We start from the raw sequence: 24,426 nt of genomic DNA, 5'->3' as shown, positions 1-24,426 counted from the left end.
ATCTAAGTGGTTTCAATATTTAATCAAAATAATTTGATTAATCTTCTATACGGAAAGGTACACTAATCATTGACTTAATTTGAGCAAAAGAATAATATATGAGCAAGTATTCATTTGTATTAGGAGGATGACCATATTGACCGAATATCGAGTTAAAGGACTCTCCTGCGGGAATTGCGCTCGAGTGTTAGAGCATGAAATTCGTCAATTAGAACACGGGGAATCAGCTACTCTTAGCTACAATAGCGGAAAGTTAATTCTTGATGAGCGTGTTCCATTAGATAAAGTGAAGAGTATTCTCAAGTCAGATCGAGCTTATATTGAGCAACCAGTGCAAGATTCCCATGAAGGTCATGATCATAATAGCGGAGCTTATGATCATGAGCATAGTCAAGGGAATAAAAAAATAATTGGAACGCTCGTAGCTTCAACTGTCATTTATTTAGCTGCAATATTCATGGACGGTCATTCGGCAACATCCACTGTAATTTTGCTGTACCTTACTGCGACTGCATTAAGCGGATACTCCACTTTCTTAAAGGGACTAAAGAACCTCGTTCGTCTTCGATTTAACATTGATACTTTAATGACAATCGCCCTTGTAGGAGCGGTCTCGATTGGCCAATGGAAAGAAGCGACTTTGGTCGCCATCCTATTCGGGATAAACGAGTTGCTCGAAGGGCTTGGAATGGAAAAGGCTCGACGTTCAATGGAAACATTGCTTAAAGTCGCACCTAAAGAAGCGACTAAATTAGAGAACGGTACAGAAACGGTTGTACCTATTGGAACGTTAATCGCTGGCGATCTCGTACTTGTGAAGCCGGGAGAAAAGATTCCATCCGATGGAACTGTAATTTCAGGCAAAAGCTCTGTCAATGAAGCGGCGATTACGGGTGAATCTCTACCTGTTGAAAAGGCTGAGGGTGAACTTGTATTCGGCGGAAGCATTAATAATGAAGGTGTTCTGCAAATTCGGATTGAAAAAGCTTATCAGGATTCTTCCTTAGCCAAGATCCTTCATTTAGTGGAAGAAGCGCAAGAAACCAAGACGCCTACAGAGTTATTCATCAACAGGTTCGCAAAGTATTACACACCGCTAATCATGATCATAGCTGGTCTAGTCATCGTAATCCCTCCTCTTCTATTTGGAGGAGATTGGTCGGACTGGTTATATCAAGGTCTCGCCGTCCTTATAGTTGGATGCCCTTGCGCATTAATCTTATCTTCGCCGATTGCGATCGTAGCCGGCATTACGCGTAACGCACGTAATGGAATATTGGTCAAAGGCGGCGTATTCCTCGAACAATTAGGAAAACTCGATACTTTAGCTTTTGATAAAACCGGCACCTTAACGAAAGGCGCACCGTACGTTGAGAAATCTGTTATCTACGATGAATCGATGTTTTTGGCTGTAGCCGGAGCGATTGAAAAATCTTCAACTCACCCTCTTGCTAAAGCGATTATGAAACATATAGCAACTTCAGGTACTAGTTTAAAGGATGCTGACGAAATTGAAGCTATTTCAGGTCGAGGGATCATAGCCACTTACGAGGGGAATAAATATTGGCTCGGTAACGAAAAAAGCATGGAGCACCTTACGATCCCGAGAAGTGTTCAAGACACCATTGATCAGTTAAAGGAAAGCGGCCTTACGTTGGTTTTAGTGGCTGATGAGGAAAAAGTTCTAGGAATGTTTGGAATCTCGGACGAGATTCGCGAAGAAAGCAAATCAGTTATCGCAACCTTGCATAAGAACGGAATCCGCCATACTGTTATGCTTACGGGCGACCACCAAAAAACGGCGGAGAAAGTGGCTAACGCCGTTGGGGTTACTGAATATTTCGGCAATCTACTCCCTGAAGAAAAAGTTGAAAAAGTTAAGGAATTAGCAACTAAAGGTGTTGTGGGGATGATCGGCGATGGTATTAATGATGCCCCTGCTCTAGCCTCCGCTCAAATTGGCATTGCTATGGGAAAGGGAACGGATAGCGCAATTGAAACTGCGGATGTCGTACTCATGCAAGATCATTTAGGCAAGTTACCAGATGCGATAAAAGTAGCCCGTAGAGTAAACCGTATCATTCGTTTTAATATCGGCGTATCCATGGGATTAAAGCTTATTGCATTACTTCTCACCATTCCCGGCTGGCTGACATTATGGGTAGCTATCCTGTCAGACATGGGAGCAACTATCTTTGTTACCCTGGTTAGTCTTACGATCTTAATTCAAAAGCGGTCGGAATCGTCCCCGACCGCTTAATATCCAATTTTTTATTTTGTCCAATTGTCTCTTATAAACTGATCGCGACCGGACTTCTCACGATCTTCCTTATAATATTTAGGATTCTTTTTATGATAGTCTTGATGATAATCTTCGGCCGTATAGAAGGTTGTAGCCGGTAATATTTTCGTTACGATAGGTTTTTCAAACCGACCGCTTAATTCCAATGCTTGTTTAGATTGAAGTGCCGACTCTAATTGCTGTTCGTTGTGGTAGAATATCGCGGTTGAATATTGTGTTCCTCGATCATGGAATTGCCCAAACTCATCCGTCGGGTCAATTTGTTGCCAATAAAGTTCTAATAACCTTTCATAGGGGAAAAGTTCCGGATCAAACCTTATTTGTACGACTTCAACATGACCCGTATTTCCGGATTTAACCTCTTCATACGTAGGGTTTTCCTTCGAACCGCCGGTGTAACCTGATACGATATCTATAATCCCCGGGAGTTCTTCGAACGGTGTAACCATACACCAGAAACACCCGCCGGCAAAGGTTGCTTTTTGCATTTACATAATCCTCCTAGATGGATGCGGAATTAATGCCATTAACTTTCTTCATTAGCTCAGCTAGTTGTTTTGAGTTATCGTCACCCCGAAGCTCTAGTGCCCTAATGACGTTATTTTTGGTTTCTAGGCTGTAATCCTGATGAAGCTTCCAAGCTGCCTCCCAATGCGTTACTCGGATTCTGAATCCGACAATACGTTTCAGAAGTTGATTGATGTACTCCTCACTGACTTCGTTCATCTTCCACGCATTTGAAGATTCCGCTTCGTAATTGTTTATCGTTCTATTAAGAATATCCAATATCTCGTCAGTGTCTGGGACCAGTTGAAATTCCCCATATAGATGCGCGGTTACGTAATCCCACGTCGGTACCTCTTTTTCAGCATACCAAGTCGGAGTTATGTAACTTTGAGGTCCGTTAAAGATGATGAGCGCTTCACCGCTCAATTCTTTCCACTGCGGGTTCGCTTTTGCCATGTGACTGTAAAGATAAATTTCGTTTCCATTCGTCTTGACCAGAAAAGGAAGATGGGTCGCCGTTAACGTATTTGAATTCGAGATCAGAATACCGAAGCTGTTTTGTTCAATAAATTCCAGGATCATTTCCCAATCTTTCATTTGGTAAGCTTTCGGGACGTACATGATTACCGCCTCTTTCCCGGAAAAATGGTTGACCCGCGTTGCTCCGGATCTATATCCCGCCAACTCGGATGTTCAAGATCGCCCGAAAAGCATAGGGTAATCCTGCATGTTTTGTCAAGGATGTAACCCGACAAAAAGAAAAACCCGCGATTTACGCGGGTTCAAAAATAACGGAGTATCACTTCGTTCATTGGGCTTTATCGTCGGCAGAGGGTCCGTATAAGCCCGGCACCGGAATATCGAGAAGCCGCAAATATACGCCAAGCTGTGCTCTGTGGTGGACCATATGGCTTAATCCGAAGGTACGTAGCGCGATCGCACGCGGCTGGCGGAGGATGATATGGTCGCCATTGCGCAGCGTCCATTCCTCGCCGAGTGTGTTCTCGTCGCATTCGGCGAGCAGCTTTTCAAACTTGCCGACGTTCGCGTCGAACTCCTCCAGGACGTCTGCGCGTTTGTCCAGAGCCTCCCGCCGTTGCGGCACGGTCGAAAGATCGAACTCCGAGTATTGAAAAATCGCGATTTGCCAATTCAGCAGGTTGATCAAATGCGTGGCTAGTCCACCGAGCGTCATCGATTTCTCGTGCGGTTTCCATGTTAAATGCTCCTCGGGCAAGCGTTCCAGAATTCGGCGTGTATTGGCCAGTTCATGCAGTGCGTCGCCGACGATCAGTTGTTTAACCATAGATCCATCTCCTTTCGGTTCATCCGTTTAATTGCTTAAATATAATGATAACCATCTTTTTTATCAAATCAAGCATAGGCAACTCTTCACTCCCCCTCCGGCTTGAACCAACCTATATAAGACCGCTGGATGGTGTAAGATTGATCGATGAGGACACAAGCCATGAGACAGTAATTCGCTCTTTCCAGGTAACGAAGATCCAACCATCTGATTTTGATTCCGTCGGGATGGGTTATTTTCTGAACCGCCAAATACGGGCTGAAATTCTTCAATAGCTTTACGGCATCTGTTTGCTCCGAGCATTTGACGTAGCGGTCGCCGGCTTCTCCTAAGTTGATCGGAGACTGCCAAATGATGTTCCCGTAACGCCATACTCCTGCTTGAACGGCATCATGTCCAACAAGTACAATCGACCAATTGAATAGGGAAAATGTCGGAAAAATCAGTACCTGACTCGACGAATGCTTCGATTCCAACTGTTTCTTGATCTTTGTCCTGTAATAAAACCGAATCCCAATGTAAGCTACGCTTCCTGCATAAAGCAACGTAAAAGGAAACCCGGTTCCCAACCCTTGCTGTAACCAAATTACTGCAAACACGGCATGAGCCGACCACAGAACGAGATCGAACAACGGTAACACATGATATCCCTTCCTATCCGTTCGAAAAGGGTAAGCGATCTGTGTACCATAACTATTCAACAGGTCAAGCACGATGTGTAATAAATAGCCCGCGGATACCGAAAACCATAATAAGAGAAAGGGGATATTTAACCAACACGCACTAAGTAAACCGGCTACGAGCAGACTCCAAAAAGGAAAAAGAAAAAACGAATGGCTTGCTCCTCTATGGTAGCGCAAATAAAGTTCCGGCTTAAGTCTTGATATCACATCCAAATCCGGCGCCAGAGATCCGATGATGCATGATATCATAATAGGCAACATGAATTCATGATGATTTGAAATTACCGGTATAGCGGTTAAAAGCCCGGCTAATGTGCTTCCTATCGTCAAATGACTGATGCTGTCCAATTCTCCACCTCTGGCCATATGATTTTGATTTCGTACATCATATTAGCGAAGTGTTCTTGGTGTATGGACAATTTAAGCATTATTATGTGCAGTTCTGTTATGCTAATAGGATAAAGTAAACGACAACAACCCCCAGAATGGAGTAGCACGAATGGCTGAAACGAAAACGAATGCGATGCGGATGCTGGACAAGTCAAACATTCCGTATAATATCATGATCTATGATAATGAAGACGGTAAAATTCACGGAGTTGCCGTAGCGGAGAAAATCGGCAAACCGCCGGAAATCGTATTCAAGACGCTCGTCGCCCATCAGGGGGCGAATTTGTTTGTCTTCCTTATCCCTGTAGCGGAAGAGCTAGATCTGAAGCTTGCGGCCAAAGCAGCGGGAGCGAAAAAAATCGAGATGCTCCCTGTCAAGGAGCTGCAACAAAGGACCGGGTATATACGCGGAGGCTGTTCGCCTGTAGGGATGAAGAAACTGTATCCGACTTTCATCGATACGAGCGCCAAAGACTTGCCAACGATGCTTGTCAGCGCGGGCAGGATTGGCCTGCAAATGGAGATCGAACCCGCACGTCTTGCCGAACAAGTATCGGCACGCTTTGTGGCGATCACACTCTAGTAAAACTACGCAAAGTAGGGACATCCACTATGGATGTCCCTACTTTTATTTCACATTGTTAGGTTAAGGAACACGACATTCCATATACAAATACGACAACCAAAGCGGCTGCAATCAATGTGATCACTAAGGCAGGTATCGCTTGTCCGACAGGATGCTTGACTCTAAGATGCGAAAGGAATGCTACCAGCATCGTGATGCCAATCCAAATGCCTGCCCATGCGGCTACTGCCGGATACCAGTATCCGACGACAAGTCCGGCTGCCCCGGTAAGTTGAACGAACCCCGTAACGACTCGAAACCATTGCGGCAGTTTAAGCGAATCGAACATCTCAACGAAGTTTTTCGAGCCAGTAAGCTTGGTTACGCCGCCAAAGGTCATGGAGACGATCAGAAAACTTTGTAAAATAACAAAAATGATAGTCATGAGGTTCTCCTTCCTCTTAAAGAGGATTAGATGGATTACTTCAAGTATTTTCCCGTGATCGATTGCTCAGTATCGATAATCTGCGAAGGCGTGCCCTCGAACACCACCTGACCGCCTTTGCTGCCTCCGTCCGGTCCCATGTCGATGATCCAGTCCGCTTGACTGATCACTTCGAGGTTGTGCTCGATGACGATTACCGTATTACCGGTATCGACGAGGCGGTTCATGATTTCCACAAGGTGGCCGATATCCGACATATGCAGCCCGGTAGTCGGCTCGTCCATTACGTAGATACTGCCCTTCTTATGCAGTTCGCTTGCCAGCTTGATGCGTTGGCATTCCCCGCCTGACAACGTGCTGAGCGGCTGGCCAAGCGTAATATAGTTCAGTCCCACGTCGCTCATCGACTGAAGCTTGCGAACGACTTCCTTGAGTTGGAAAAAATCCAATGCCTGTTCCACGGTCATCTCCAGCACATCCGCGATGGATTTGTCGTTCAGCTTGTAGGCGAGCACCTCTTCCTTGAACCGTCTGCCTCCGCAGACTTCGCACGGTAACTCCACGCTGTCTAAGAAGGAAAGGTCGATAGAGATAACGCCTTGCCCTTGGCAGTTCTCGCAAGCTCCTTTGGAGTTGAAGCTGAACAAGCCTTGGTTGACCTTGTTCGCGGAAGCGAACGCCTTGCGCACGTCGTCCATAATGCCCGTGTAGGTCGCGGGATTCGAACGCGTGGACACGCCGATCGCCGATTGGTCGATGACGATCGCATCCGGATGTTGCCCGAGGAATACGTCGTTAATCAGCGTACTCTTGCCCGAGCCGGCAACACCCGTCACGACCGTAAGTACGCCGGTTGGAACATCTACGCTCACGTTCCGGAGGTTATGGAGCGAGGCATCCTGGATGGATAACTTGCCGGTTGGCTTCCTGAAATCGTGCTTCAGCTGGAGCGGCCGCTTCATATGGTTTCCTGTCAGCGTACCTGACTCCAGCAAACCCTGGAAACTTCCTTCGTATACGATTGTGCCGCCGTGACTACCGGCGTGAGGCCCGACGTCAACGATATGATCCGCCAACTTGATCACGTCAGGATCATGCTCAACGACGATCACGGTATTCCCCTTATCGCACAGCTTCCGAAGCAGTTCATTCAACCGGTGTACATCGCGGGGATGCAAGCCGATGCTGGGCTCATCGAAGATGTACGTGACATCTACCAGACTGCCGCTCAGGTGCTTCACCATTTTGACGCGCTGCGACTCGCCGCCGGATAAAGTATCCGTCTCGCGGTCAAGCGTCAGGTAGTCCAGTCCGATGTCCACCAAATGCTGCAACCGCTCCGTCAGTGATTTGACGACCGGGGCAGCGACGGGATCGTCGATCTCCCGAACGACGCGAATGAGCTGTCCGACCTCCATGGAAGAGAGCTCCGCGATGTTGCGTCCGTTGATCTTGCAGCCCAGCGCGGCTTGACTGAGTCTTGCGCCGCGGCAACTGGTACAGGGACCCTCGGTCATGTAAGGCGCAACGGTTTGTTGCGTGCGGTCGGATTTCGCCTTCACATCTTGTTTGATGTACTTGTTGGTGAACTTCTCGATGACGCCTTCCACCGTAATATTCATGGCCTTCCCGGCGAAATCCATTTCGACTTTCCTCGCCTTGGCGTACAATAACTGCTCGATTTCCTCGTTCGAATAATCGCTCAGCTTCTTATCAAGATCGAAGGAACCCGACTGCACGACCATATTCCACTCCCAGCCGTTCGGCGTATAACCGGGCAGTAAAATAGCCCCTTCGTTTAGGGACTTCGACATGTCCACCGCCTTGCCCATATCGACGCCTAGCCTGCGGCCGAGTCCGTTACACTCGGGACACATGCCTTGCGGATCGTTGAACGAGAATAGGTTCACCGGTCCGACATGGGGATGACCTACTCTGGAAAAAAGAAGCCGGAGAATCGGAGAAATATCGGTAATCGTACCCATCGTGGAATGGGAACCGCCGCCCAGACGTTTCTGATCCACGATAACGGCCATGCTCAGGTTCTCGATCGCGTCCGCAGCCGGCTGCGGAATGCGAGGCAAGAAATTGCGCACGAACATGCTGAAGTTCTCATTCAACAATCGCGTCGACTCCGCGGCGATCGTATCGAAGACGATCGAGGATTTGCCGGACCCGGATACCCCGGTAAAAATGGTGATTTTGCGCTTGGGAATGCGCAAGGATACATCTTTAAGGTTATTTTCCCGGGCGCCGCGGATTTCTATATATTCCTGGGTCATTAGATACCTTCCTTTACATGTATTAAGATCCTCATCGGTAATCAGATAAAGCCGACTTTCGTGTAAAAACAGATCACTAGATGGACAATAAATGCCATTAAGTAATCTGTTTAATGATGTTGGGCTTTTCCAATATCGTGCCGAATGCGGTTACTGATCCAATACCTTATTCAACTGGCCGCACATATTTGTCCAGCCATATTTAGCGCCGCCAAGAGCCTGCGGATTCGTGATTCCGGCTTGCTCGAGATGAAGATTAACCTTGCCGTCCCCTTGATCCTGCAGCGTCCAAGTGACCGTATTATTCTCCCCTAAGCTGCCCCAAGTATAGGACAACTTGTTTGGTTCATCCACGATTAGCACTTCGCAGTCAATAACTCCGCTCCACCCTTCGGTCGGCTGCATACGAAACTGAAAACGGTGCCCAACGACGGGCTTAAAATCATTTTCCATGGTCCACTTGGCAAGCTTGCTTGGATCGGTTAATGCGGACCAAAGCTTCTCGATCGAAGTCGTGTACTGAAAATCCAAAGTTAATGTTGAACTCATTCATCTTCCTCCTCTAATAGTTGGTTTAAGCGCAACATGTTCGTACCCCAAAACTTGCTGTAGAAAGCCACCCAATCTTGAATTTCTCTAAGTGGAGAGGCGTTTAGGCTATATCGTGTTTCTCTTCCGACTTTTCGGTCAAGTACCAATCCTGCTTCTTTCAGGATCGTCAAATGCTTGGATACCGCCGTACGGCCCATTTGAAACTGCGACGTCAACTCATGAAGCGGTATCTCCTCCGCCTCTGCTAACAGTCGAATCAGCCGGCGTCTAGTTGGATCTGCAATCGCGTCATATACATCTCGCAACTGGTTGTTCTCGCTCACAACACCCTCTCCTAATTAGGATTAGGACACCATTTAGTGACGCTTTGATTATAGGCCACCATTTGGTGTCGTGTCAACGCCTAATTCTGGCTTCGCTGCTTCTCCTGTATCTCCAAATAATCGCGCATCCGGCGCATATTTTCGGGTGCGTCCATGGGATCCGCGGCGATCATTTCAATGATACAGAGTCTATTTACACGTTCCTTCTCAGCTTGGGATATCGCCTGATCAAGTTCTCCATAAGTCCGAACAGTTACAGCAAACGCGTCGCCCCCAAAAGCTTCGGCCAGCTTGGCGTATGACCAGCGCGGTATTTTGTTATATTGCTGATCCTCTGTTTTGACATTTAAATATTTCTCGATCGTATACCCATCATTGTTCAAAATGAAGATAATGGGCTTGCATCCATAATAGAGCATGGAACTGATTTCTTGGGCCGTGAGCTGCAAAGAGCCGTCCCCCGTAAATAAGAGCACCCGCCGATCCGGCGCGGCGATACACGCACCGAATGCAGAAGGCGTGGCATAGCCGATGGCCTCCCAGCCGCCCTGCGCAATATAAGTTACATTCAGCGGCATTCTCACCTGTGCCATCCCGTTGTAGAACGTACCGGTCTCGGCGATGACGATATCCCCCTCCTTCAGCATCTGCTGAAAACGAGGATAGTAAATGGTCGCAGTTAACGGTTTTTCGGTACTGCCGGTTATTTGGTCGTACGGAAATGTCGCTTTTTCCGCCAAGCCTTGGCCTTTGTATCCAACCTTCTGCACCGCAAGCAGCATGTCTGCTGCGAACACATTCGGATAATCCGCTTCCGCGACCTTGACCATCTCCGGTTGAATATCGATTGTCACTAGCGGATTCAACTTCGCGGTGAAGTTGCCGGTGTTATTATCCGCCCATATCATGCCGACAGCAATGACGCAGTCTGCATTTCCTACTAGGGTTTGGACTTTAGAACTTCCGAAAGAACCCTCGTACATCCCGATATAATTCGGATGGGTTTCGTCGAATGCACCCTTACCGAACATCATTGTCGCGACTGGTACGTTCAGAGCATCGGCCAACTGCCGAACAGCTGCCTCGAGGCCGAAGCGCATCGTTTTGACATCAACTAGAATGACCGGCCGGTGGGCACGCTCTAATAACTTTCGGACATGATCCGTCGCTGCTTGCAGGGTTTTCAGATTGGACGATGGACGCTGCGGTACCGGCTCAATCCGAGAAAGGATCGGCTTAATCACTAAGTCATCGGCCACAACCAGATATACCGGCTTTTTCTTTTCCTTTGCCATGCGAATTGCCGTTGGAATTTCAATCTTGGCGTTTTCCGGCGTAAGCACGGCTGTATAAGCCGTAATCAGCTTATATACTTCGTGAAAGACTTCGAAATTTCCATTCATCAGAGTGTGATGCATCAATTTATGATTCTTTTGATCCATCTCGGGAGGCGCACCTACAATGTGGATCAGCGGCACATGCTCGCTGTTAGCACCTGCTATCGCATTACAAGCGCTGAGCTCCCCAACCCCGAAAGTCGTAATAAGAGCAGACATTTTTCTGATTCTTGCGTAGCCATCGGCCGCATATCCCGAATTCAATTCGTTCCGTCCACTGATAAACCGGACGCCATTATACCGCTCCAACGTATCCAGCAGCGTGAAATTATAGTCTCCGGCAACGCCGAAAATCTCGGTAATGCCTTCTAACTTCAGGCAATCGAACAAGAACTGACCAAGCGTTTTTTGAGTTACTCCTGCTTGCGGGTTAGAATTGTCCTCCGCCGTCATAATTCCCATCGCTCACTCACTCCATATCCACTCTCAGTTTTTTCAGTATGATAATACCCTTTTAGTGGACAGGATACTCGGAATGGGATAAGCAAACAATCGGGCAGCAAAAATCCCGGCAAGGATATCCTGCCGGGATTTATTAATCAATCATTTGTTAGCTTCGTTAATGACATTAAGCGAATCGTTCAAGACAGATTGGCATTTGCTCGCATTCGGACTTTTTGCGCGAGTTGCCGCTAATACGTCGTCGATCGTTCCATCGATTTGGGTCCATGTTTTTGAATCGATTTTTCTAAACTTTGGCGCTGTTACGTCCCAATTATGCTCCAATTGGTCAGCGCTAGTTTTCAACGAAGTAAAGTCCTTTGAGTTTACGGCATTCAACATATCGGTTTCAATCTGAATAAAATCCGTTAACTGTCCGCTCAATGTCGTTTGCGAAGAATCGATTTGCGGAACGATATTATGATTACAATATTGATACCCGCCTATCCCGACGGCTAAGAAAATGCACAGCGCAGCAATGGTTTGAATCAAAACGTTCTTCCGGCTCCCGTTCGTTTGATTCGGCGATATCTCTTCATTTTTCGGAAGGATATCGAATCGGGTTACGACAAGGAAAACGATGACCGCCAATATCGCGATAAGAAAAATGATACTCGTTACGGTTGCTCCCAATGCTAAACCGCCGTTTATTTTGGACTGGGACAGGTAATCCCCTAGCGATGCTCCAAGCGGGCGAGTGAGAATATAGACAATCCAAAACGCCAATATCTCATTGAGCTTCAATTTCCATGCCGCAAATACGACAGCAATAATAATAACGACAGTAATTCCGGTCTTCAGATACCCAAGCCCGAGCTGTTCGGAAAACAAATCGCCGACGGCAGTGCCAAGCGCGAACGTGAACAGTATCGTTAGCCAATAGTAAGCTTCTCTCCTTCTGGTGAATATCGAGTGTATGGAGAGCGTTTTTTCACTCAAATACCAGAAAAGAAAAGTTAAACCTAATAATGCGCTGAAGACGATCGTGCTGGTCTCAAGTGGAACACCGAGTCCGTCCGTCAAATTATCCGTTACGAGCGTTCCGAATACGCTGATGAGCACGACGGTTAGCCAATAAAGGCCCGGAAAGTATTTCGTTGCTCTGAATTGAAGAAACAAAACGATAATAAATACGATTCCCATAATAACCGTAGTGAGAGATAAACCTAATCCAAGGTTGACGTTCAAGAAATCCGAAAAGGTTTCTCCTACCGTGGTGCATAAAACCTTGATGATCCAGAAGAAAATCGTAACTTCCGGAACTTTGCTAAGCAAAATTTTTAATTTGTTTGGATTTGCCGACATCGTTGACATAGCCATTCCCCTCTCCTACTGTTACTTCTTTTCTACTACGGAATTTTGTATTTTTGCGGGCACGAATAGAATATTAAACTACAAATATAAAATATTTCTTAACCCGCTTCCGGAATCGGATCAAATTTTTGACATCGACAAATGATAAGATCATCATCAACAAAAAAAGCCCGCGATATACGCGGACTTCATTAACCCGAATGTGAACCGAAAAGATCAGCCTTTTACGCTGCCTGCGGTTAAACCTTCGATAATTTGTTTTTGCAAAACGCCGTAAATAATCATGACCGGAACGATGCTGTATACGATCCCCGCCGACATTTGCGCATAATTCGTATTATAGATATCGCGGAAACCGACCATTCCGACAGGCAGAGTCCTTAATTCATCCGTGGAGATGAAGTAATTCGCCATCAGAAACTCGTTCCAGTTCCCGATGAAGTTAACAATAAAGACGGTAACCAATGCCGGAACCGTAATAGGTAAAATAATTTTGGCGAAAATCCCCTCCGCGCTCAAACCATCCATGACGGATGCTTCTTCAAGCTCGCCTGGAATTGAACGCATAAACGCCGACAATATAATAACCGTAAATGGAATGGCCCCGGCCGTATAAGGGATAATTAGCGCAAGATGGGTGCCTAGAATAGAGGTGTCTTTCAGCAATATGTAAATCGGCAGCAGTAAGGCATTTCCCGGAATGAGCATGCCGATCAATATAAATTGGAACATTCCTTTGCTTAATTTCCAATAACGCATCCGCGTAATCGCAAATGCCGCCAGGGACGCAATGAGGATGGTAGCGATCGAGCAAAGGGTTGCGATATACAAACTATTAAAAAAGTACACGCTTATTTTCGCATTTACCCATGCTTCGCGATAATTTTCAAAATGAAACGAGGACGGCAGACCGAAAGGATTGCTCGCAATCTCCTGATTATCCGACTTAATTGACGAAAAGAGAACGAACAGGAACGGGTAAAGGATCGCGATCAAGTAGACAAGTAAAATAATGTGACTGACACTTTTTTTCATCGATCTTATCGTCATTAGTATTCGACCCTTTCGCTTCTTCTAGCAATCAATAACTGATACAACGCCGTAAGAATGAGAGTGAACACGAAAATTAACACGGCGATCGCGTTGCCGTATCCATATTTCACGTTCGTGATCCCGTATTTGATCATATAGGTTGCCATAACGTCCGTTGCTCCACCCGGACCGCCCTTGGTCATGACGATAACGATATCGGCCGCCTTCATTGCGCCAGCGATAGAGAGCATGATTACTACGGAAATAATGGGCATGATGAGAGGCATCGTAATTCGGATGGCTCGTTGAAAGCCGTTAGCTCCATCGATTACGGCAGCTTCATCGATTTCCCGCGGAATCGATAAGATCGCGGCCAGAACCATGACAATGTAGAACCCCGTCCACTGCCAAGCATTCGTAATCAAGATTGAAATCATGGCCGATTTGGGTTCGGATAACCACATAACCGGATTAAGTCCGATTTTCGTCAAAATTACATTAAATAAGCCGATATCTGGCTCGTAGATGAAACTCCACAAAATACCGACTACCGCGGTCGACATGACAGAGGGGATAAATACGGCCGTTTTGTATAGTCCCTTAAGTTTTTTTACATTGCTGATCAATAAGGAGAGAAATACGATGATCGGAACTTGCACGAAAACCGAGAATAAGATGAAATAACAGTTGTTTTTGACGGAATGCCAAAAATTATCGTCCGAAAGCGCTTTATCGAAGTTTTTCAACCCATTAAACGTAGGCGTTCCGATGCCGTTCCATTTCGTAAAACCTTTGGCGAAAGCATCGATCATCGGATAAATGAAAAACAAGACATAGAGCACGAGGACGGGCAACATAAAGAACGCATAAGTCATAGGGTTTCTTAAGGCTTTATTCATTGTTACCTCCGTGAAGTCTGACTTGTACTCTTCTTATCGTTCTTATAAAAAGTACCACCCCCTCTTAGGCGGGTGGTACTCTTCAACTCTTCTTGCCGTTCGTTAATTACTCGTCGTTATCGTTAGCTTCTTGTTGCACTTTTTGAACGGCGTCCAACATCTTCTTAGCCGTGGTTTGACCGCCGATTAACTTTTGAATGCCTTCGCTGATCGCCGTGTTCACGTCTGCTTGAACCATGGAATCGAACGCCGGGAATGCACCGCTCGCTTTGTTGCCTACGGCAATAATATCTTTCACGAGGTCGGAAACTTTTGCTTTGGCAAGCTTTCCGCTGTCCACTTTCATTGAAGGCAATACGCCGTCTGCTTCAAGTCCGCGAATTTGCATTTCGTCGTTATACATGTTTTTGATGAAGGATTTAACGGCTGCTAATTGTTTCGCATCCTTCTTCACTTTGGCCGAGAAACCATAACCGTTAGAGAAGCCGCCGTTTACTGCCGTTTGGCTGCCTTTCCCGTTGGATGCTTTAGGCATTGCGAAGTATCCTACTTGGTTGGTCATTTTACCGGCTTGTTTAGGATCCGCGAAAACGCTTGAAGCCCAAGATCCGTCGTACATCATGATTGCTTCGCCGCGAATGAGTTGGTTGCGTTGTTCGGCGTATTCTAAACCAAGTTCGCCTTTTTTGAAGTAACCTTTATTCACCCAATCCTGGTACTTCGTGAACGCCGCGACCATCTCCGGGCTATTCCATTTGGTTTTGCCGGTCGCAAATCCCGAGGTGATATCCGGGCCCGCATAACGGGACCACAATGTATTCGCTGTCATTAGCGGTACCCAAGCTTGTTTGGAGGCTTGCGCAAAAGGAGTTTTTCCACTCTTCTTAATGACGTCGGCCAATTTTTCAAGTTCGTCTAAGGTTTGAGGAACTTTAAGCTTTTTTTGTTCGAAGTAAGGCTTGTTGTAGAAATAACCTTCTTGGTAACCGCCGATTGGAAGGCCGTACACTTTACCGCCTACCGTAAACTCGCCTAATGATATGAATTTATCTTGCAAGCCAAGCTCTTTAAGAATCGGCGTCAAATCCAGTAGCTTTCCTTCGGAAGCATACAGCTGCGTATCGGCTCCGCCGAATAGATCGAAAATGGCAGGAGCGGAATTGGTGGCCATTTCCGAGCGCAGCTTCTCTTTGCGGTTTACGTCGGAATCTACGCCGTCAAGCTTGAAATTAACTCCGGAGACATCCTTTGAAACCCTTTTCAAAACATCGTTTAGAATGTTGAGACGTTGTTGTTTCGCCTCGCCCAATTGCGTATGTCTGACAACCAAGGTTACACTTTTGTCTGCCGCGCCAACCGAACTAATGGCTGTCGTCGCTACAAGGACCATACTGAGCGGGATGAGCAGATAACTTTTCTTCATGAATAGTGGACCTCCTAGAGTGGTTGAGTCATAACAACTAAAGTATATAATGATAGTAAATAATGGTAAGAGGAATTTCCAATCATAGAGGGATAATTTTGTCTCATGACTAAGGTCACAAATCTCTCGAATTGCTTGCTTTGGAGTCGTTAAATCCCGATTTTCTCAGTCCGATCGTCCCTTGTAATTCCATAATTTGCTGCGTATTTAAGAACTATCCCAAATAACAGATGAACATACTAGGAGGTGGAGTCATTAGGAACGGATAAGATGAAGGTGGAGAGAATAAAGTGGCGAAGGCGAATAAAATGATTGATTTTATCAAATATAAAGGGGAAGTATGGAAAATCCCCTTAGCTTCGGCATTGTCCTGGGAACTTGCGGAGCTCGCGGGGTCCAAACATCCATATTTGGCTCCTCTGACGGCCATTTTGAGTATCCAAGCTACCGTCGACAAATCCATACAGTTTGCCTGGCAGCGTGTTTTGGCTACCCTTGCCGGCGTTCTATTCACCGTATTCCTAGCACCGTACGTCGGCACTAATGGTTGGAGTATCGGTCTTCTCCTTCTCGTTGGGATGCTGATCGTAACGTGGATGAAGTTGGATCGCGCCATAATGGTACAAGCTGCTCTCAGCATCTTGTTGGTCATGTACTTTCAAAGCAAGATGCCAAGTTATCCTCTTGATCGGATACGCGATACGTTTATCGGTGCAGTTATTGCCATCGCGATCCATATCATGATTTTCCCTCCCGATACCGTTAGCAAAACCCGAAAAAAGATGACGCATTTCGCGGATCATCTTTCCAACCATTTTATAAGCACTGCATTTTGGGTTATTGAGGGCTGCCCCTCAAGTAAAACTCAAATCTTGCAATCAAAATTGCAAACGTTATTCCAGGAGCTTCATCAAGCGACAACCGAGTTGGACAATGCAGAGCAAAGTTTGCGTTACAATCCGTTTGGTACCCAAAAGCGTGCAAGCTTGCAGGAACTAACCCGGCAAATGAAATATCTTCGTTCCGGATATGCCAATCTGTCCGACATGATACGAGTTTTAGTAAAATGGTCGGAACGCGGTCAATTTGCAAAAGAAAATCAACGAATATGGGCCGATCATTTAAACCTGTTAGCGACCCTTATTAAGGAATGGGAAAAAGCTTTAGATGATTCGAAAGCAGTTAGTCCAGTCTCCAATGTATCAGCTCTCCAAATTAAGGCGCCTGCAGATCTAGAGAAATACCAATACCCGCTTGCGTTATATATGAATGCAGAACAAGTTGTCCAAGATTTCCAAAGCCTGAATTTTTCCAATAAACTCGTGTAATCTTCAGGCATACGGAAGGTGTGGAGCCCCATCATTTTTCCAGCGAAAAAACGTCTTTCACTGCATTGCGTATTTCTTCATATGACGTACACCTGCAAATGTTGGATTCCAACCATACCCTGATGGTTTCTTTATCTGCATGCGGGAGCTTATTCCGTAAACCTTCACAGTTCACGATAAAGCCAGGAGTACAGTAACCGCATTGGAACGCCTGATTTTTAACAAAGGCATTTTGTACCGGTGAGTTTCTCAAACCCTCGATCGTAGTCATTTGCTTTCCGTCGACTTCCACGGTGAGCATTAGGCACGATTTTATGGGGAAGCCTTCTACCAATATCGTACACGCACCGCAGTCCCCATTATCGCAACCGGACTTACTCCCCGTCAGCCCGAGATTGTCTCTTAGCGTGTATAAGAGTATATCCGCAGCCCTTACTCGAATCGTCTGCTTCTCGCCGTTTACTTCGAACTCAACCGGATACTTAGCGGAATCGAGTGATGACATGCTTCACCTGCTTTCCAATGTATGTACCGCGTCAGCCATCGTTTGCTTAAGCACAAATTTCCTATAAGGCGCGGAGCCTTCCGCATTATTTAATAAGGGAGCGGGTAAATAGTCGATCGCCTGTACGATTCTGTCACTCAACGGTATCGAGGAGTCATTCAATTCCCGGTCGATTTGGGCGGATCGAAACGGGAACGAGCAGACGCCGCTATACGCGGTATGAATTTGACTATCTTTCTTGAAAGCAGCTACGGTTACGAGCGGATAGCCTACGTTGCCGATCTGCCGTTTTTTGTAATGAACGAACGGGAGTGAAAGATAACTTCGGTCCGTTATTGTCTTCACAAGAAATTCTCCGTTTCCCAATCTCAAATGACGTAAGAAAATATCGCGAATCGAAGCTTCTCTTATCCCATTCATTCCTGCTATAACTATTCGACTATTTGCTAATAGAAGCGGGAGCACAGACTCGCGATAATAAATATTGCCGCAAATGTTTCCCCCAAGCGTGATTTGATTCCGGGCGGTTTGGTCGGCGATTCCCTGCGCCGTTTCACTTAGCAGCGGGAACGAATTCGCCGCGGATAATGCCGATAACGTGACGCAAGCTCCGATAATCAGCTTATCGTTTCGCATTTCCATTGCATTGCACTCCGGAATGGATTTCAAATCAACAACAGCACCTGGATGAATGGAATTTTGTCGTGCCCATGTGATGATTTCCGTCCCTCCGGCGAAATACAGCGGATTCTTTCCTTTCTTTTGCAGAAAATGAAACCATTTCACGGCCAGCTGAACGGAAGTCGGTTTGTAATATTCGAAGTCAAACGGAATCATGGATCGTCCTCCAGATCATTTCGGGCGTCAAAGGCAAATGATTCAACTCTACCCCGGCGGCGAGGGTCAGGCTATTCGCCAGTGCTGCAGGCATGCCAATCAAGCCATGCTCTCCGATTCCGCGCAATCCGTAAGGCGCTTCCAAATGGGGCGTCTCGACGAAATCGACGAAGTACTGTGGCTGCTCTCCATAACGAATTAATTTGTAGGTTCGAAATTGCGGATTTATGATGGCGCCTTGATCATTGAATAAAAAAGCTTCCCGGCTAGCCAAGCTTAAGCCCATGCTCATACCGCCCGTAACTTGACTGCGGGCAAACTCCGGATTAATCACCTTTCCGGCATCGATAACCGTTGCCGCCTTAACGATTTTGTACGTGTATTCTTTCGTATTCAATTCCACTTCTACCGCTTGAGCGCCTACGGTCCATTCCGGACCGGGATTCCCTTTACCTGTTTCAGGGTCTAACGAAGTTAAATTCCGCATCGCATAGCTCCCGCGTCCGATAACTTGACCGCCGATCGTATTCCCGTTCGGGAATTTGTAGCCGTTAGCGATCTTATCGATCGAAATCCCCTTAGCGGGACGATCTTTAAAGAAAACTTTGCCCGCTCCGACATCCAAGTCTGTCGGTAAGCATTGCATAACGATAGCGGCTATGCTTTTTAATTGCACGATGGCATCGTCGGCCGCATTCAGAATCGCATTGCCGACTAAAAAGGTACTGCGGCTCGCTACCGTTTTCCAATGTTGGGGATCGGTTTCGGTGTTCACTCCCGTGGAGATATGTATCATCTGGTCATCCATACGCAACTTTTCGGCCAACAGTTGAGTCAGCGCCGTCCTCGTGCCTTGACCGATTTCTACGGCTCCGCACAGCAAATTAATGCTTCCGTCGGGATTAAATACGATAACGGCTCCCGCTCCGGCATCCGTCGGCGTATCCGAAGTTTTCCAAAAACAGCACACCCCTCTCGCCTTGATGAGATGGCCATCGATTTTGCGATGAGGAAGGTCGTCCCAATCGATTAATGATTTCAACTTTGCAATGCACATGGGCAAATCGCCCAGATTACTTCTATCCAGCAAAGTTTGCGTCGGGGTCGTATCCCCCGGTCCAATCGCATTATTAAAACGAAATTCCAAAGGGTCCATGTTCACTAGATTCGCTAATAAATCCACTGCTCTTTCCATCGCGAACGTCAGTTCCGGATGACCGAAACCTCGATAGGAGGTGGAATAAGGGTGATTGGTATACATGCATAAAGAATCGCAATGAACGTTGTCGATGCGATAAGGCCCCGTGCAATCAATGGCCCCGGATCGGCTCATGACCGCTCCCCGATCGGAATAGGCTCCGCCATCATACAAATGCAATATTTCGGTAGCCATCAATTTCCCTTCACGGGTGCAGCCAAGCTTGACTGTGGCATCCAATCCGATATGGACCGGAGAAGAGATCATGTCCACCTCCCGGGAATTAACCAATTTTACAGCTCTCCCTCCAACCGCACGGGATGCCATATAAGCAAGAAATTCCATCTGAATCGCGGATTTTCCGCCGAAACTGCCTCCGACCAAAGGCGTGTGAACGATCACTTTATGTATCGGAATATGAAACGATTGGCTGATTGCTCTTCGGATAACAAAAGGCGATTGCGACGCGGAGTGGAAAATCACTTTGCCGTCCGGCATAATCTCCGCCGTACAACATCGCATTTCCATTGCAGCGTGATCCGATTGCGGTAAAGTGACCTCGACTTCGACGGTATGGTGGCTTTTTCTCCACCCTTCCTCCATATTCCCTTTGCGAATTTTCGTCCGGTTCGCGACATTGGTTCCCGGCTCCGGGTAAACCTCCTCATGCTGCTTGTATTCGGCTAGACGTTCATGTACTAGCGGAGCATTTTTCTGCAAAGCTTCCCTTGGAGATAGGACGGCAGGTAAAAGCTCGTAAACTACTTTGATGCGGTTTGCCGCCATCTCTGCAATATAATCCTGATCCGCGACAACAAGAGCGACGGGCTCGCCATAATATCTCACTTTATCTATTGCGATTGGCGGTCGGTCTGCCAATGGCGACCCGGTCAGAATCGGGAAGTCTCGCCCTGTTATCACTTCCTTAACACCCGGGATTTTCATCGCTTCGGACGAATCGATCGTTATTATTTTAGCGTGAGCATGCGGGCTGATCGCTATTTTGACATGGAATAACCCCGGTGTCGAAATATCATTTACATATCGGGTTATGCCTGTTACTTTCTCCCATGTTTCCTTTCTGGGAATGCTTTTCCCAAGCGAGCTACTGATTTTGACCCCTCCTTTTTCATCATAGCCTAGCAACGTTCAACTTCTTGTTAGCCTATGTATATACAAATTTTGTTGTCCGTATTATTTAAAAATCCCGGCGGGAAAGTTCCCGCCGGGATTTACTTTGAAAGGTTATTACGTGATTTCCAAATAATCAAGATAAGCATCCCATGTCCCGTTATCGGTTGTTACAACGAGCTGAATCTCTTGATTTCCGGTTCCATGGCTGACATTGTTTAGGGTGTAGACCGCAGGACTGCTTCCGCCGAAGTAGAAGGACCCCTTCGTCACTCCGCCGATTTTCAAGTCGACTCTGGCCATGTTGGAGTTATTCGAAGCACCTCGGAGCGAAAAATTATGGGTGCCGCTCGTGAAATTCTGAGTGAACTTCACCAAATCATTGTTCGCGTATAAAGCGACTCCGTTGAACGGCGAGCTGATATTCCCGGTATACTGACCGCCTTTGGTCATATTCTCGGCTTCCACTCTCGTAGACGTGCCTGGAGGAGTCGTACCCCCGCCACCGCTTCCTCCGTCAGGAGCAACCGCCCGGCCGGTGCTCGTCGAGATCATGCCGGAGCAAAGGCCGCGGTTCTTAAGGTTCTGCGCGATCTGCGGGATCGCTTGAAGCGTTGTCTGGTACTGGTCATGCATCAGGATCACGTCGCCGTTCTGCATCGTGCCCGCGGCGGCTACGATCTGAGCCGTACTAGCGCCGTTCCAGTCCTGGGAGTCAACGTTCCATATGACTTCGGTGAGACCGTTCTGGGACTCGATGGACTTTAAGGTAGAATTCGTCTCGCCGTAAGGCGGACGGAACAGCTTCGGTGCGGTTCCTGTAGCCGACTGGATCGCCTGCTGTGTCCGCGTGATTTCCGACGACATCTGCGAACTGCTCAAAGTCGTCATGTGCGGATGAGTATAGGAATGGTTCCCGACCCACATGCCCGCGCTCACTTGAGCCTGCACCAGAGACGGGTTATTTTGCGCGTTCTGGCCGATGTTGAACATCGTTGCGCGTAAGCCAGCCTGCTTCAGCGCATTGAGCAGATTGGTCGTGTTACTGGGATTCGGACCATCGTCGTACGTCAGGCCTACGTAACCGTTCGGGCAGTTAGCGTCGGCAGCGCTGGCCATAGGCATCATAGGAATGGATATTAACGTACATAAGAGCGCCATAACCGTGGCCCCTTTTACTAGTTTTGCTTTGAACATAGTCGTATCTCCTCCGCTTCGGTTTTTTTTTACGAAATCTCCAAATAATCAAGGTAAGCATCCCATGTCCCGTTATCGGTTGTTACGACGAGCTGAATCTCTTGATTTCCGGTTCCATGGCTGACATTGTTTAGGGTGTAGACCGCAGGACTGCTTCCGCCGAAGTAGAAGGATCCCTTCGTCACTCCGCCGATTTTCAAGTCGACTCTGGCCATGTTGGAGTTATTCGAAGCGCCGCGGAGCGCAAAATTATGGGTTCCGCTCGTAAAATTCTGCGTGAATTTCACCAAATCGTTGTTCGCGTATAAAGCGACTCCGTTAAACGGCGAGCTGATATTCCCGGTATACTGACCGCCTTTGGTCATACTCTCGGCTTCCACTCTCGTAGTCCCGCCACCTGGGGGCGGAGTAGGAGTTGGCGAAGGTGTTGGGGTTGGGGTTGGATTCGATCCGCCGCCGATTGTAAGAACATTAGTAGTCACATCGGCATTTCCGCTACTTTGATAGCCCTCTACCGTAAGGGCTACTTCATACAGCTTACCCATTGGCATTCCTAAGCTTTCCCACTTTTTGAAGTGTTCGCTAACCGATATGGTTCCGCTCGAGCGTTTGGACTGCCGAACGCTCCAATACTGCTTAAAGGTTGCAGTTCCTTCAATGGAAGGTTGGTTGGTACGAGTGGTCTCATAGATGTCATACGTACCCCCGTCAACGGTAAGGGTGCCTTTTTGCGTCCCGGTCGGACGATAAGTGCCCCAGTTATCGACGATGTAAAATTCTACTAGCGGGCTCTTCGTCCACCCATATACAGTCAAATAGGAATTCCCTCCAGGATTAAAGGTTGCACTGTAGTTAATCGAGATGTTTCCTACCTGCTGGTGTGTTTGGGTCGCGTTGAATTTCTTGCCTTTACGGAACAACGCATTATTGATGTTACTCCACGTGGCACTGAACGCGCCTCCGCTATTGAGAGTCATGCTTGTGGTCCCGGAATCCTTCCAGAGTTCATAGTCGTAGCCGTCTTGAGTGCCCGTTTGATTGGAAGTGATCGTAGTTGCCGCATGTGCGATTACTGTAGGTAAAGTTAGCGCAAAACAAATTAACACCGCTAGAAATAACCTCATTCTTGTTTGTTTCATTTCGCATTCCTCCAATTTGATTGAAATGCATGACACTCTACTATGATTCTGTGCAACCCTTAACAGGCAGCGGCTCCCACTCCCTTCCACTTTTTAACTTTGTAAGCGATTACAACATGTATTTTATCAAAGCAATCCTTAAAATTTCACCAGAAGGAATTTAGTATATACTGTAAAAAGCATAGATATTTGGAGTTGGAACTGTAAGTAGCTAGTGCCAAGCTAAGTTGCGAACGTAAAAAAGGTCCGCCATATTGACGGACCTTCCTTTTGTGTATTTGGTGATTCTAGAACAGGCGATAGACCTAATTACCTTCTTGAAGGTTCCCAGAGTAGCCATCTCTAGGTCATCCGCCCCCTGGCATGCCACCTTCAGGCATTCCGCCTCCAGGCATTCCACCTCTAGGCATTCCACCTCCAGGCATTCCTCCTCCAGGCATTCCACCTCCAGGCATTCCGCCTCCAGGCATTCCACCTCCTGGGAAGCCACCTCCAGGCATTCCTCCTCCTGGGAAGCCACCTCCAGGCATTCCTCCTCCTGGGAAGCCACCTCCAGGCATTCCTCCTCCAGGCATTCCTCCTCCTGGGAAGCCGCCTCCAGGCATTCCTCCTCCAGGCATTCCTCCTCCTGGGAACCCTCCTCCAGGCATTTCGCCACCTGGGAAACCTCCTCCAGGAAAGCCGCCACCTGGGAAACCTCCCCCTGGGAAGCCGCCACCTGGGAAACCTCCCCCTGGGAAGCCGCCACCTGGGAAACCTCCCCCTGGGAAACCTCCCCCTGGGAAGCCGCCACCTGGGAAACCTCCCCCTGGGAAGCCGCCACCTGGGAAGCCGCCACCTGGGAAAGCTCCTCCTGGGAAACCTCCTCCTGGGAAGCCGCCACCTGGGAAGCCACCCCCAGGCATTCCTCCTCCTGGGAAGCCACCCCCAGGCATTCCTCCTCCTGGGAAGCCACCCCCAGGCATTCCTCCTCCTGGGAAGCCACCCCCAGGCATTCCTCCTCCTGGGAAGCCGCCTCCAGGCATTCCGCCACCAGGCATGCCCACTCCCGGTATCCCCAATCCAGGGAAGGCGCGTTGCTGTTCAAGTTGTTGATATGAATTAAAATACATGAATTTTCTCCTCCAATAGCAGCATTTACATCGAGATATCCTATGCCCGCCTAACAAACCGCGACACTGGCCTATTCAAATTAATAATGAAATGAGATGAATTTTTACCGATTTTCTC

The 24,426-nt window shown here is 47.5% G+C and carries 22 protein-coding genes; 3 read left to right on the top strand and 19 right to left on the bottom strand.

Going from position 1 to position 24,426, the window contains the following annotated elements:
- The first annotated feature begins 136 nt into the window (after positions 1 to 136).
- Positions 137 to 2,260: a heavy metal translocating P-type ATPase gene (locus D7Z26_RS01735; RefSeq protein ID WP_120974158.1), complete on the top strand. Its 2,124-nt coding sequence runs from the start codon at positions 137 to 139 to the stop codon at positions 2,258 to 2,260.
- Positions 2,261 to 2,271: 11 nt separating this feature from the next.
- On the opposite strand, the gene msrA is transcribed toward D7Z26_RS01735, so the two are convergent.
- The 4 genes from msrA to D7Z26_RS01715 all read right to left on the bottom strand — a co-directional run bounded on the left by msrA (position 2,272) and on the right by D7Z26_RS01715 (position 5,164).
- Positions 2,272 to 2,790 (bottom strand): peptide-methionine (S)-S-oxide reductase MsrA, encoded by a 519-nt coding sequence (gene msrA, locus D7Z26_RS01730; protein ID WP_120974156.1) that lies wholly within the window; start codon positions 2,788 to 2,790, stop codon positions 2,272 to 2,274.
- 13 nt (positions 2,791 to 2,803) lie between these two features.
- The gene (locus tag D7Z26_RS01725) at positions 2,804 to 3,430 is read right to left on the bottom strand and encodes an FMN-binding negative transcriptional regulator (RefSeq protein ID WP_120974154.1); all 627 of its coding nucleotides are present in this window, start codon (positions 3,428 to 3,430) and stop codon (positions 2,804 to 2,806) included.
- A 187-nt stretch (positions 3,431 to 3,617) separates the two neighbouring features.
- On the bottom strand, positions 3,618 to 4,115 hold the full coding sequence (locus D7Z26_RS01720; protein WP_120974152.1) for a DinB family protein: 498 nt from the start codon (positions 4,113 to 4,115) through the stop codon (positions 3,618 to 3,620).
- A gap of 86 nt (positions 4,116 to 4,201) precedes the next feature.
- Positions 4,202 to 5,164: a metal-dependent hydrolase gene (locus D7Z26_RS01715; protein ID WP_120974150.1), complete on the bottom strand. Its 963-nt coding sequence runs from the start codon at positions 5,162 to 5,164 to the stop codon at positions 4,202 to 4,204.
- Between the two features lie 133 nt (positions 5,165 to 5,297).
- On the opposite strand from D7Z26_RS01715, the gene ybaK reads away from it, so the two are divergent.
- Complete coding sequence (gene ybaK, locus D7Z26_RS01710; protein ID WP_120974148.1) at positions 5,298 to 5,771, top strand: Cys-tRNA(Pro) deacylase; 474 nt, start codon at positions 5,298 to 5,300, stop codon at positions 5,769 to 5,771.
- A 58-nt stretch (positions 5,772 to 5,829) separates the two neighbouring features.
- Here ybaK and D7Z26_RS01705 read toward each other — a convergent pair whose 3' ends face one another.
- The 9 genes from D7Z26_RS01705 to D7Z26_RS01665 all read right to left on the bottom strand — a co-directional run bounded on the left by D7Z26_RS01705 (position 5,830) and on the right by D7Z26_RS01665 (position 15,861).
- Positions 5,830 to 6,198, bottom strand: coding sequence for a DoxX family protein (locus D7Z26_RS01705; protein WP_120974146.1), 369 nt, complete (start codon positions 6,196 to 6,198; stop codon positions 5,830 to 5,832).
- Positions 6,199 to 6,233: 35 nt separating this feature from the next.
- Positions 6,234 to 8,480, bottom strand: a complete 2,247-nt coding sequence (locus tag D7Z26_RS01700; protein ID WP_120974144.1) for an ATP-binding cassette domain-containing protein — start codon at positions 8,478 to 8,480, stop codon at positions 6,234 to 6,236.
- Between the two features lie 150 nt (positions 8,481 to 8,630).
- Positions 8,631 to 9,029, bottom strand: a complete 399-nt coding sequence (locus D7Z26_RS01695) for an SRPBCC family protein (protein ID WP_120974142.1) — start codon at positions 9,027 to 9,029, stop codon at positions 8,631 to 8,633.
- On the bottom strand, positions 9,026 to 9,355 hold the full coding sequence (locus D7Z26_RS01690) for an ArsR/SmtB family transcription factor (protein WP_120974140.1): 330 nt from the start codon (positions 9,353 to 9,355) through the stop codon (positions 9,026 to 9,028). Before D7Z26_RS01690 ends, D7Z26_RS01695 begins: the two co-directional genes overlap by 4 nt.
- Before the next feature lie 80 nt (positions 9,356 to 9,435).
- On the bottom strand, positions 9,436 to 11,154 hold the full coding sequence (locus tag D7Z26_RS01685; RefSeq protein ID WP_120974138.1) for an alpha-keto acid decarboxylase family protein: 1,719 nt from the start codon (positions 11,152 to 11,154) through the stop codon (positions 9,436 to 9,438).
- 141 nt (positions 11,155 to 11,295) lie between these two features.
- On the bottom strand, positions 11,296 to 12,513 hold the full coding sequence (locus D7Z26_RS01680; RefSeq protein WP_233566551.1) for a COG4705 family protein: 1,218 nt from the start codon (positions 12,511 to 12,513) through the stop codon (positions 11,296 to 11,298).
- 210 nt (positions 12,514 to 12,723) lie between these two features.
- The gene (locus tag D7Z26_RS01675) at positions 12,724 to 13,557 is read right to left on the bottom strand and encodes a carbohydrate ABC transporter permease (protein ID WP_407643469.1); all 834 of its coding nucleotides are present in this window, start codon (positions 13,555 to 13,557) and stop codon (positions 12,724 to 12,726) included.
- Positions 13,557 to 14,438: a carbohydrate ABC transporter permease gene (locus D7Z26_RS01670; protein ID WP_120974137.1), complete on the bottom strand. Its 882-nt coding sequence runs from the start codon at positions 14,436 to 14,438 to the stop codon at positions 13,557 to 13,559. Before D7Z26_RS01670 ends, D7Z26_RS01675 begins: the two co-directional genes overlap by 1 nt.
- A 106-nt stretch (positions 14,439 to 14,544) precedes the next feature.
- Entirely contained in the window at positions 14,545 to 15,861 is a 1,317-nt protein-coding gene (locus D7Z26_RS01665) for an ABC transporter substrate-binding protein (RefSeq protein ID WP_120974135.1), read from the bottom strand.
- Positions 15,862 to 16,151: 290 nt separating this feature from the next.
- On the opposite strand from D7Z26_RS01665, the gene D7Z26_RS01660 reads away from it, so the two are divergent.
- Entirely contained in the window at positions 16,152 to 17,189 is a 1,038-nt protein-coding gene (locus D7Z26_RS01660; protein ID WP_233566550.1) for an FUSC family protein, read from the top strand.
- A 31-nt stretch (positions 17,190 to 17,220) separates the two neighbouring features.
- On the opposite strand, the gene D7Z26_RS01655 is transcribed toward D7Z26_RS01660, so the two are convergent.
- The 6 genes from D7Z26_RS01655 to D7Z26_RS01630 all read right to left on the bottom strand — a co-directional run bounded on the left by D7Z26_RS01655 (position 17,221) and on the right by D7Z26_RS01630 (position 24,181).
- Positions 17,221 to 17,694, bottom strand: a complete 474-nt coding sequence (locus D7Z26_RS01655) for a (2Fe-2S)-binding protein (RefSeq protein WP_120974133.1) — start codon at positions 17,692 to 17,694, stop codon at positions 17,221 to 17,223.
- Positions 17,695 to 17,697: 3 nt separating this feature from the next.
- Positions 17,698 to 18,531, bottom strand: a complete 834-nt coding sequence (locus D7Z26_RS01650) for an FAD binding domain-containing protein (RefSeq protein WP_120974131.1) — start codon at positions 18,529 to 18,531, stop codon at positions 17,698 to 17,700.
- Positions 18,518 to 20,875, bottom strand: a complete 2,358-nt coding sequence (locus D7Z26_RS01645; protein WP_120974129.1) for a xanthine dehydrogenase family protein molybdopterin-binding subunit — start codon at positions 20,873 to 20,875, stop codon at positions 18,518 to 18,520. Before D7Z26_RS01645 ends, D7Z26_RS01650 begins: the two co-directional genes overlap by 14 nt.
- A 102-nt stretch (positions 20,876 to 20,977) precedes the next feature.
- Entirely contained in the window at positions 20,978 to 22,057 is a 1,080-nt protein-coding gene (locus tag D7Z26_RS01640; RefSeq protein WP_120974127.1) for a polysaccharide deacetylase family protein, read from the bottom strand.
- Positions 22,058 to 22,086: 29 nt separating this feature from the next.
- Complete coding sequence (locus D7Z26_RS01635; RefSeq protein WP_120974125.1) at positions 22,087 to 23,196, bottom strand: glycoside hydrolase family 11 protein; 1,110 nt, start codon at positions 23,194 to 23,196, stop codon at positions 22,087 to 22,089.
- A gap of 211 nt (positions 23,197 to 23,407) precedes the next feature.
- Positions 23,408 to 24,181: a hypothetical protein gene (locus D7Z26_RS01630; protein ID WP_147423816.1), complete on the bottom strand. Its 774-nt coding sequence runs from the start codon at positions 24,179 to 24,181 to the stop codon at positions 23,408 to 23,410.
- Positions 24,182 to 24,426 lie beyond the last annotated feature (245 nt).

Origin of the sequence: Cohnella endophytica, from assembly GCF_003628305.1 — a bacterium.
In the GTDB taxonomy this organism is placed as follows: Bacteria; Bacillota; Bacilli; order Paenibacillales; family Paenibacillaceae; genus Cohnella; species Cohnella endophytica.
The sequence above is the reverse complement of the archived record's forward strand: the minus strand, read 5'-3'. Positions and strand labels throughout refer to the sequence as shown.

Bases quoted from the DNA above. Each gene is read 5' to 3' on its own strand.
- msrA (WP_120974156.1), bottom strand. From the start codon at position 2,790: ATGCAAAAAGCAACCTTTGCCGGCGGGTGTTTCTGGTGTATGGTTACA.
- D7Z26_RS01725 (WP_120974154.1), bottom strand. From the start codon at position 3,430: ATGTACGTCCCGAAAGCTTACCAAATGAAAGATTGGGAAATGATCCTG.
- D7Z26_RS01720 (WP_120974152.1), bottom strand. From the start codon at position 4,115: ATGGTTAAACAACTGATCGTCGGCGACGCACTGCATGAACTGGCCAAT.
- D7Z26_RS01715 (WP_120974150.1), bottom strand. From the start codon at position 5,164: ATGGCCAGAGGTGGAGAATTGGACAGCATCAGTCATTTGACGATAGGA.
- ybaK (WP_120974148.1), top strand. From the start codon at position 5,298: ATGGCTGAAACGAAAACGAATGCGATGCGGATGCTGGACAAGTCAAAC.
- D7Z26_RS01705 (WP_120974146.1), bottom strand. From the start codon at position 6,198: ATGACTATCATTTTTGTTATTTTACAAAGTTTTCTGATCGTCTCCATG.
- D7Z26_RS01700 (WP_120974144.1), bottom strand. From the start codon at position 8,480: ATGACCCAGGAATATATAGAAATCCGCGGCGCCCGGGAAAATAACCTT.
- D7Z26_RS01695 (WP_120974142.1), bottom strand. From the start codon at position 9,029: ATGAGTTCAACATTAACTTTGGATTTTCAGTACACGACTTCGATCGAG.
- D7Z26_RS01685 (WP_120974138.1), bottom strand. From the start codon at position 11,154: ATGGGAATTATGACGGCGGAGGACAATTCTAACCCGCAAGCAGGAGTA.
- D7Z26_RS01680 (WP_233566551.1), bottom strand. From the start codon at position 12,513: ATGGCTATGTCAACGATGTCGGCAAATCCAAACAAATTAAAAATTTTG.
- D7Z26_RS01675 (WP_407643469.1), bottom strand. From the start codon at position 13,557: ATGACGATAAGATCGATGAAAAAAAGTGTCAGTCACATTATTTTACTT.
- D7Z26_RS01670 (WP_120974137.1), bottom strand. From the start codon at position 14,438: ATGAATAAAGCCTTAAGAAACCCTATGACTTATGCGTTCTTTATGTTG.
- D7Z26_RS01665 (WP_120974135.1), bottom strand. From the start codon at position 15,861: ATGAAGAAAAGTTATCTGCTCATCCCGCTCAGTATGGTCCTTGTAGCG.
- D7Z26_RS01655 (WP_120974133.1), bottom strand. From the start codon at position 17,694: ATGTCATCACTCGATTCCGCTAAGTATCCGGTTGAGTTCGAAGTAAAC.
- D7Z26_RS01650 (WP_120974131.1), bottom strand. From the start codon at position 18,531: ATGATTCCGTTTGACTTCGAATATTACAAACCGACTTCCGTTCAGCTG.
- D7Z26_RS01640 (WP_120974127.1), bottom strand. From the start codon at position 22,057: ATGTTCAAAGCAAAACTAGTAAAAGGGGCCACGGTTATGGCGCTCTTA.
- D7Z26_RS01635 (WP_120974125.1), bottom strand. From the start codon at position 23,196: ATGAAACAAACAAGAATGAGGTTATTTCTAGCGGTGTTAATTTGTTTT.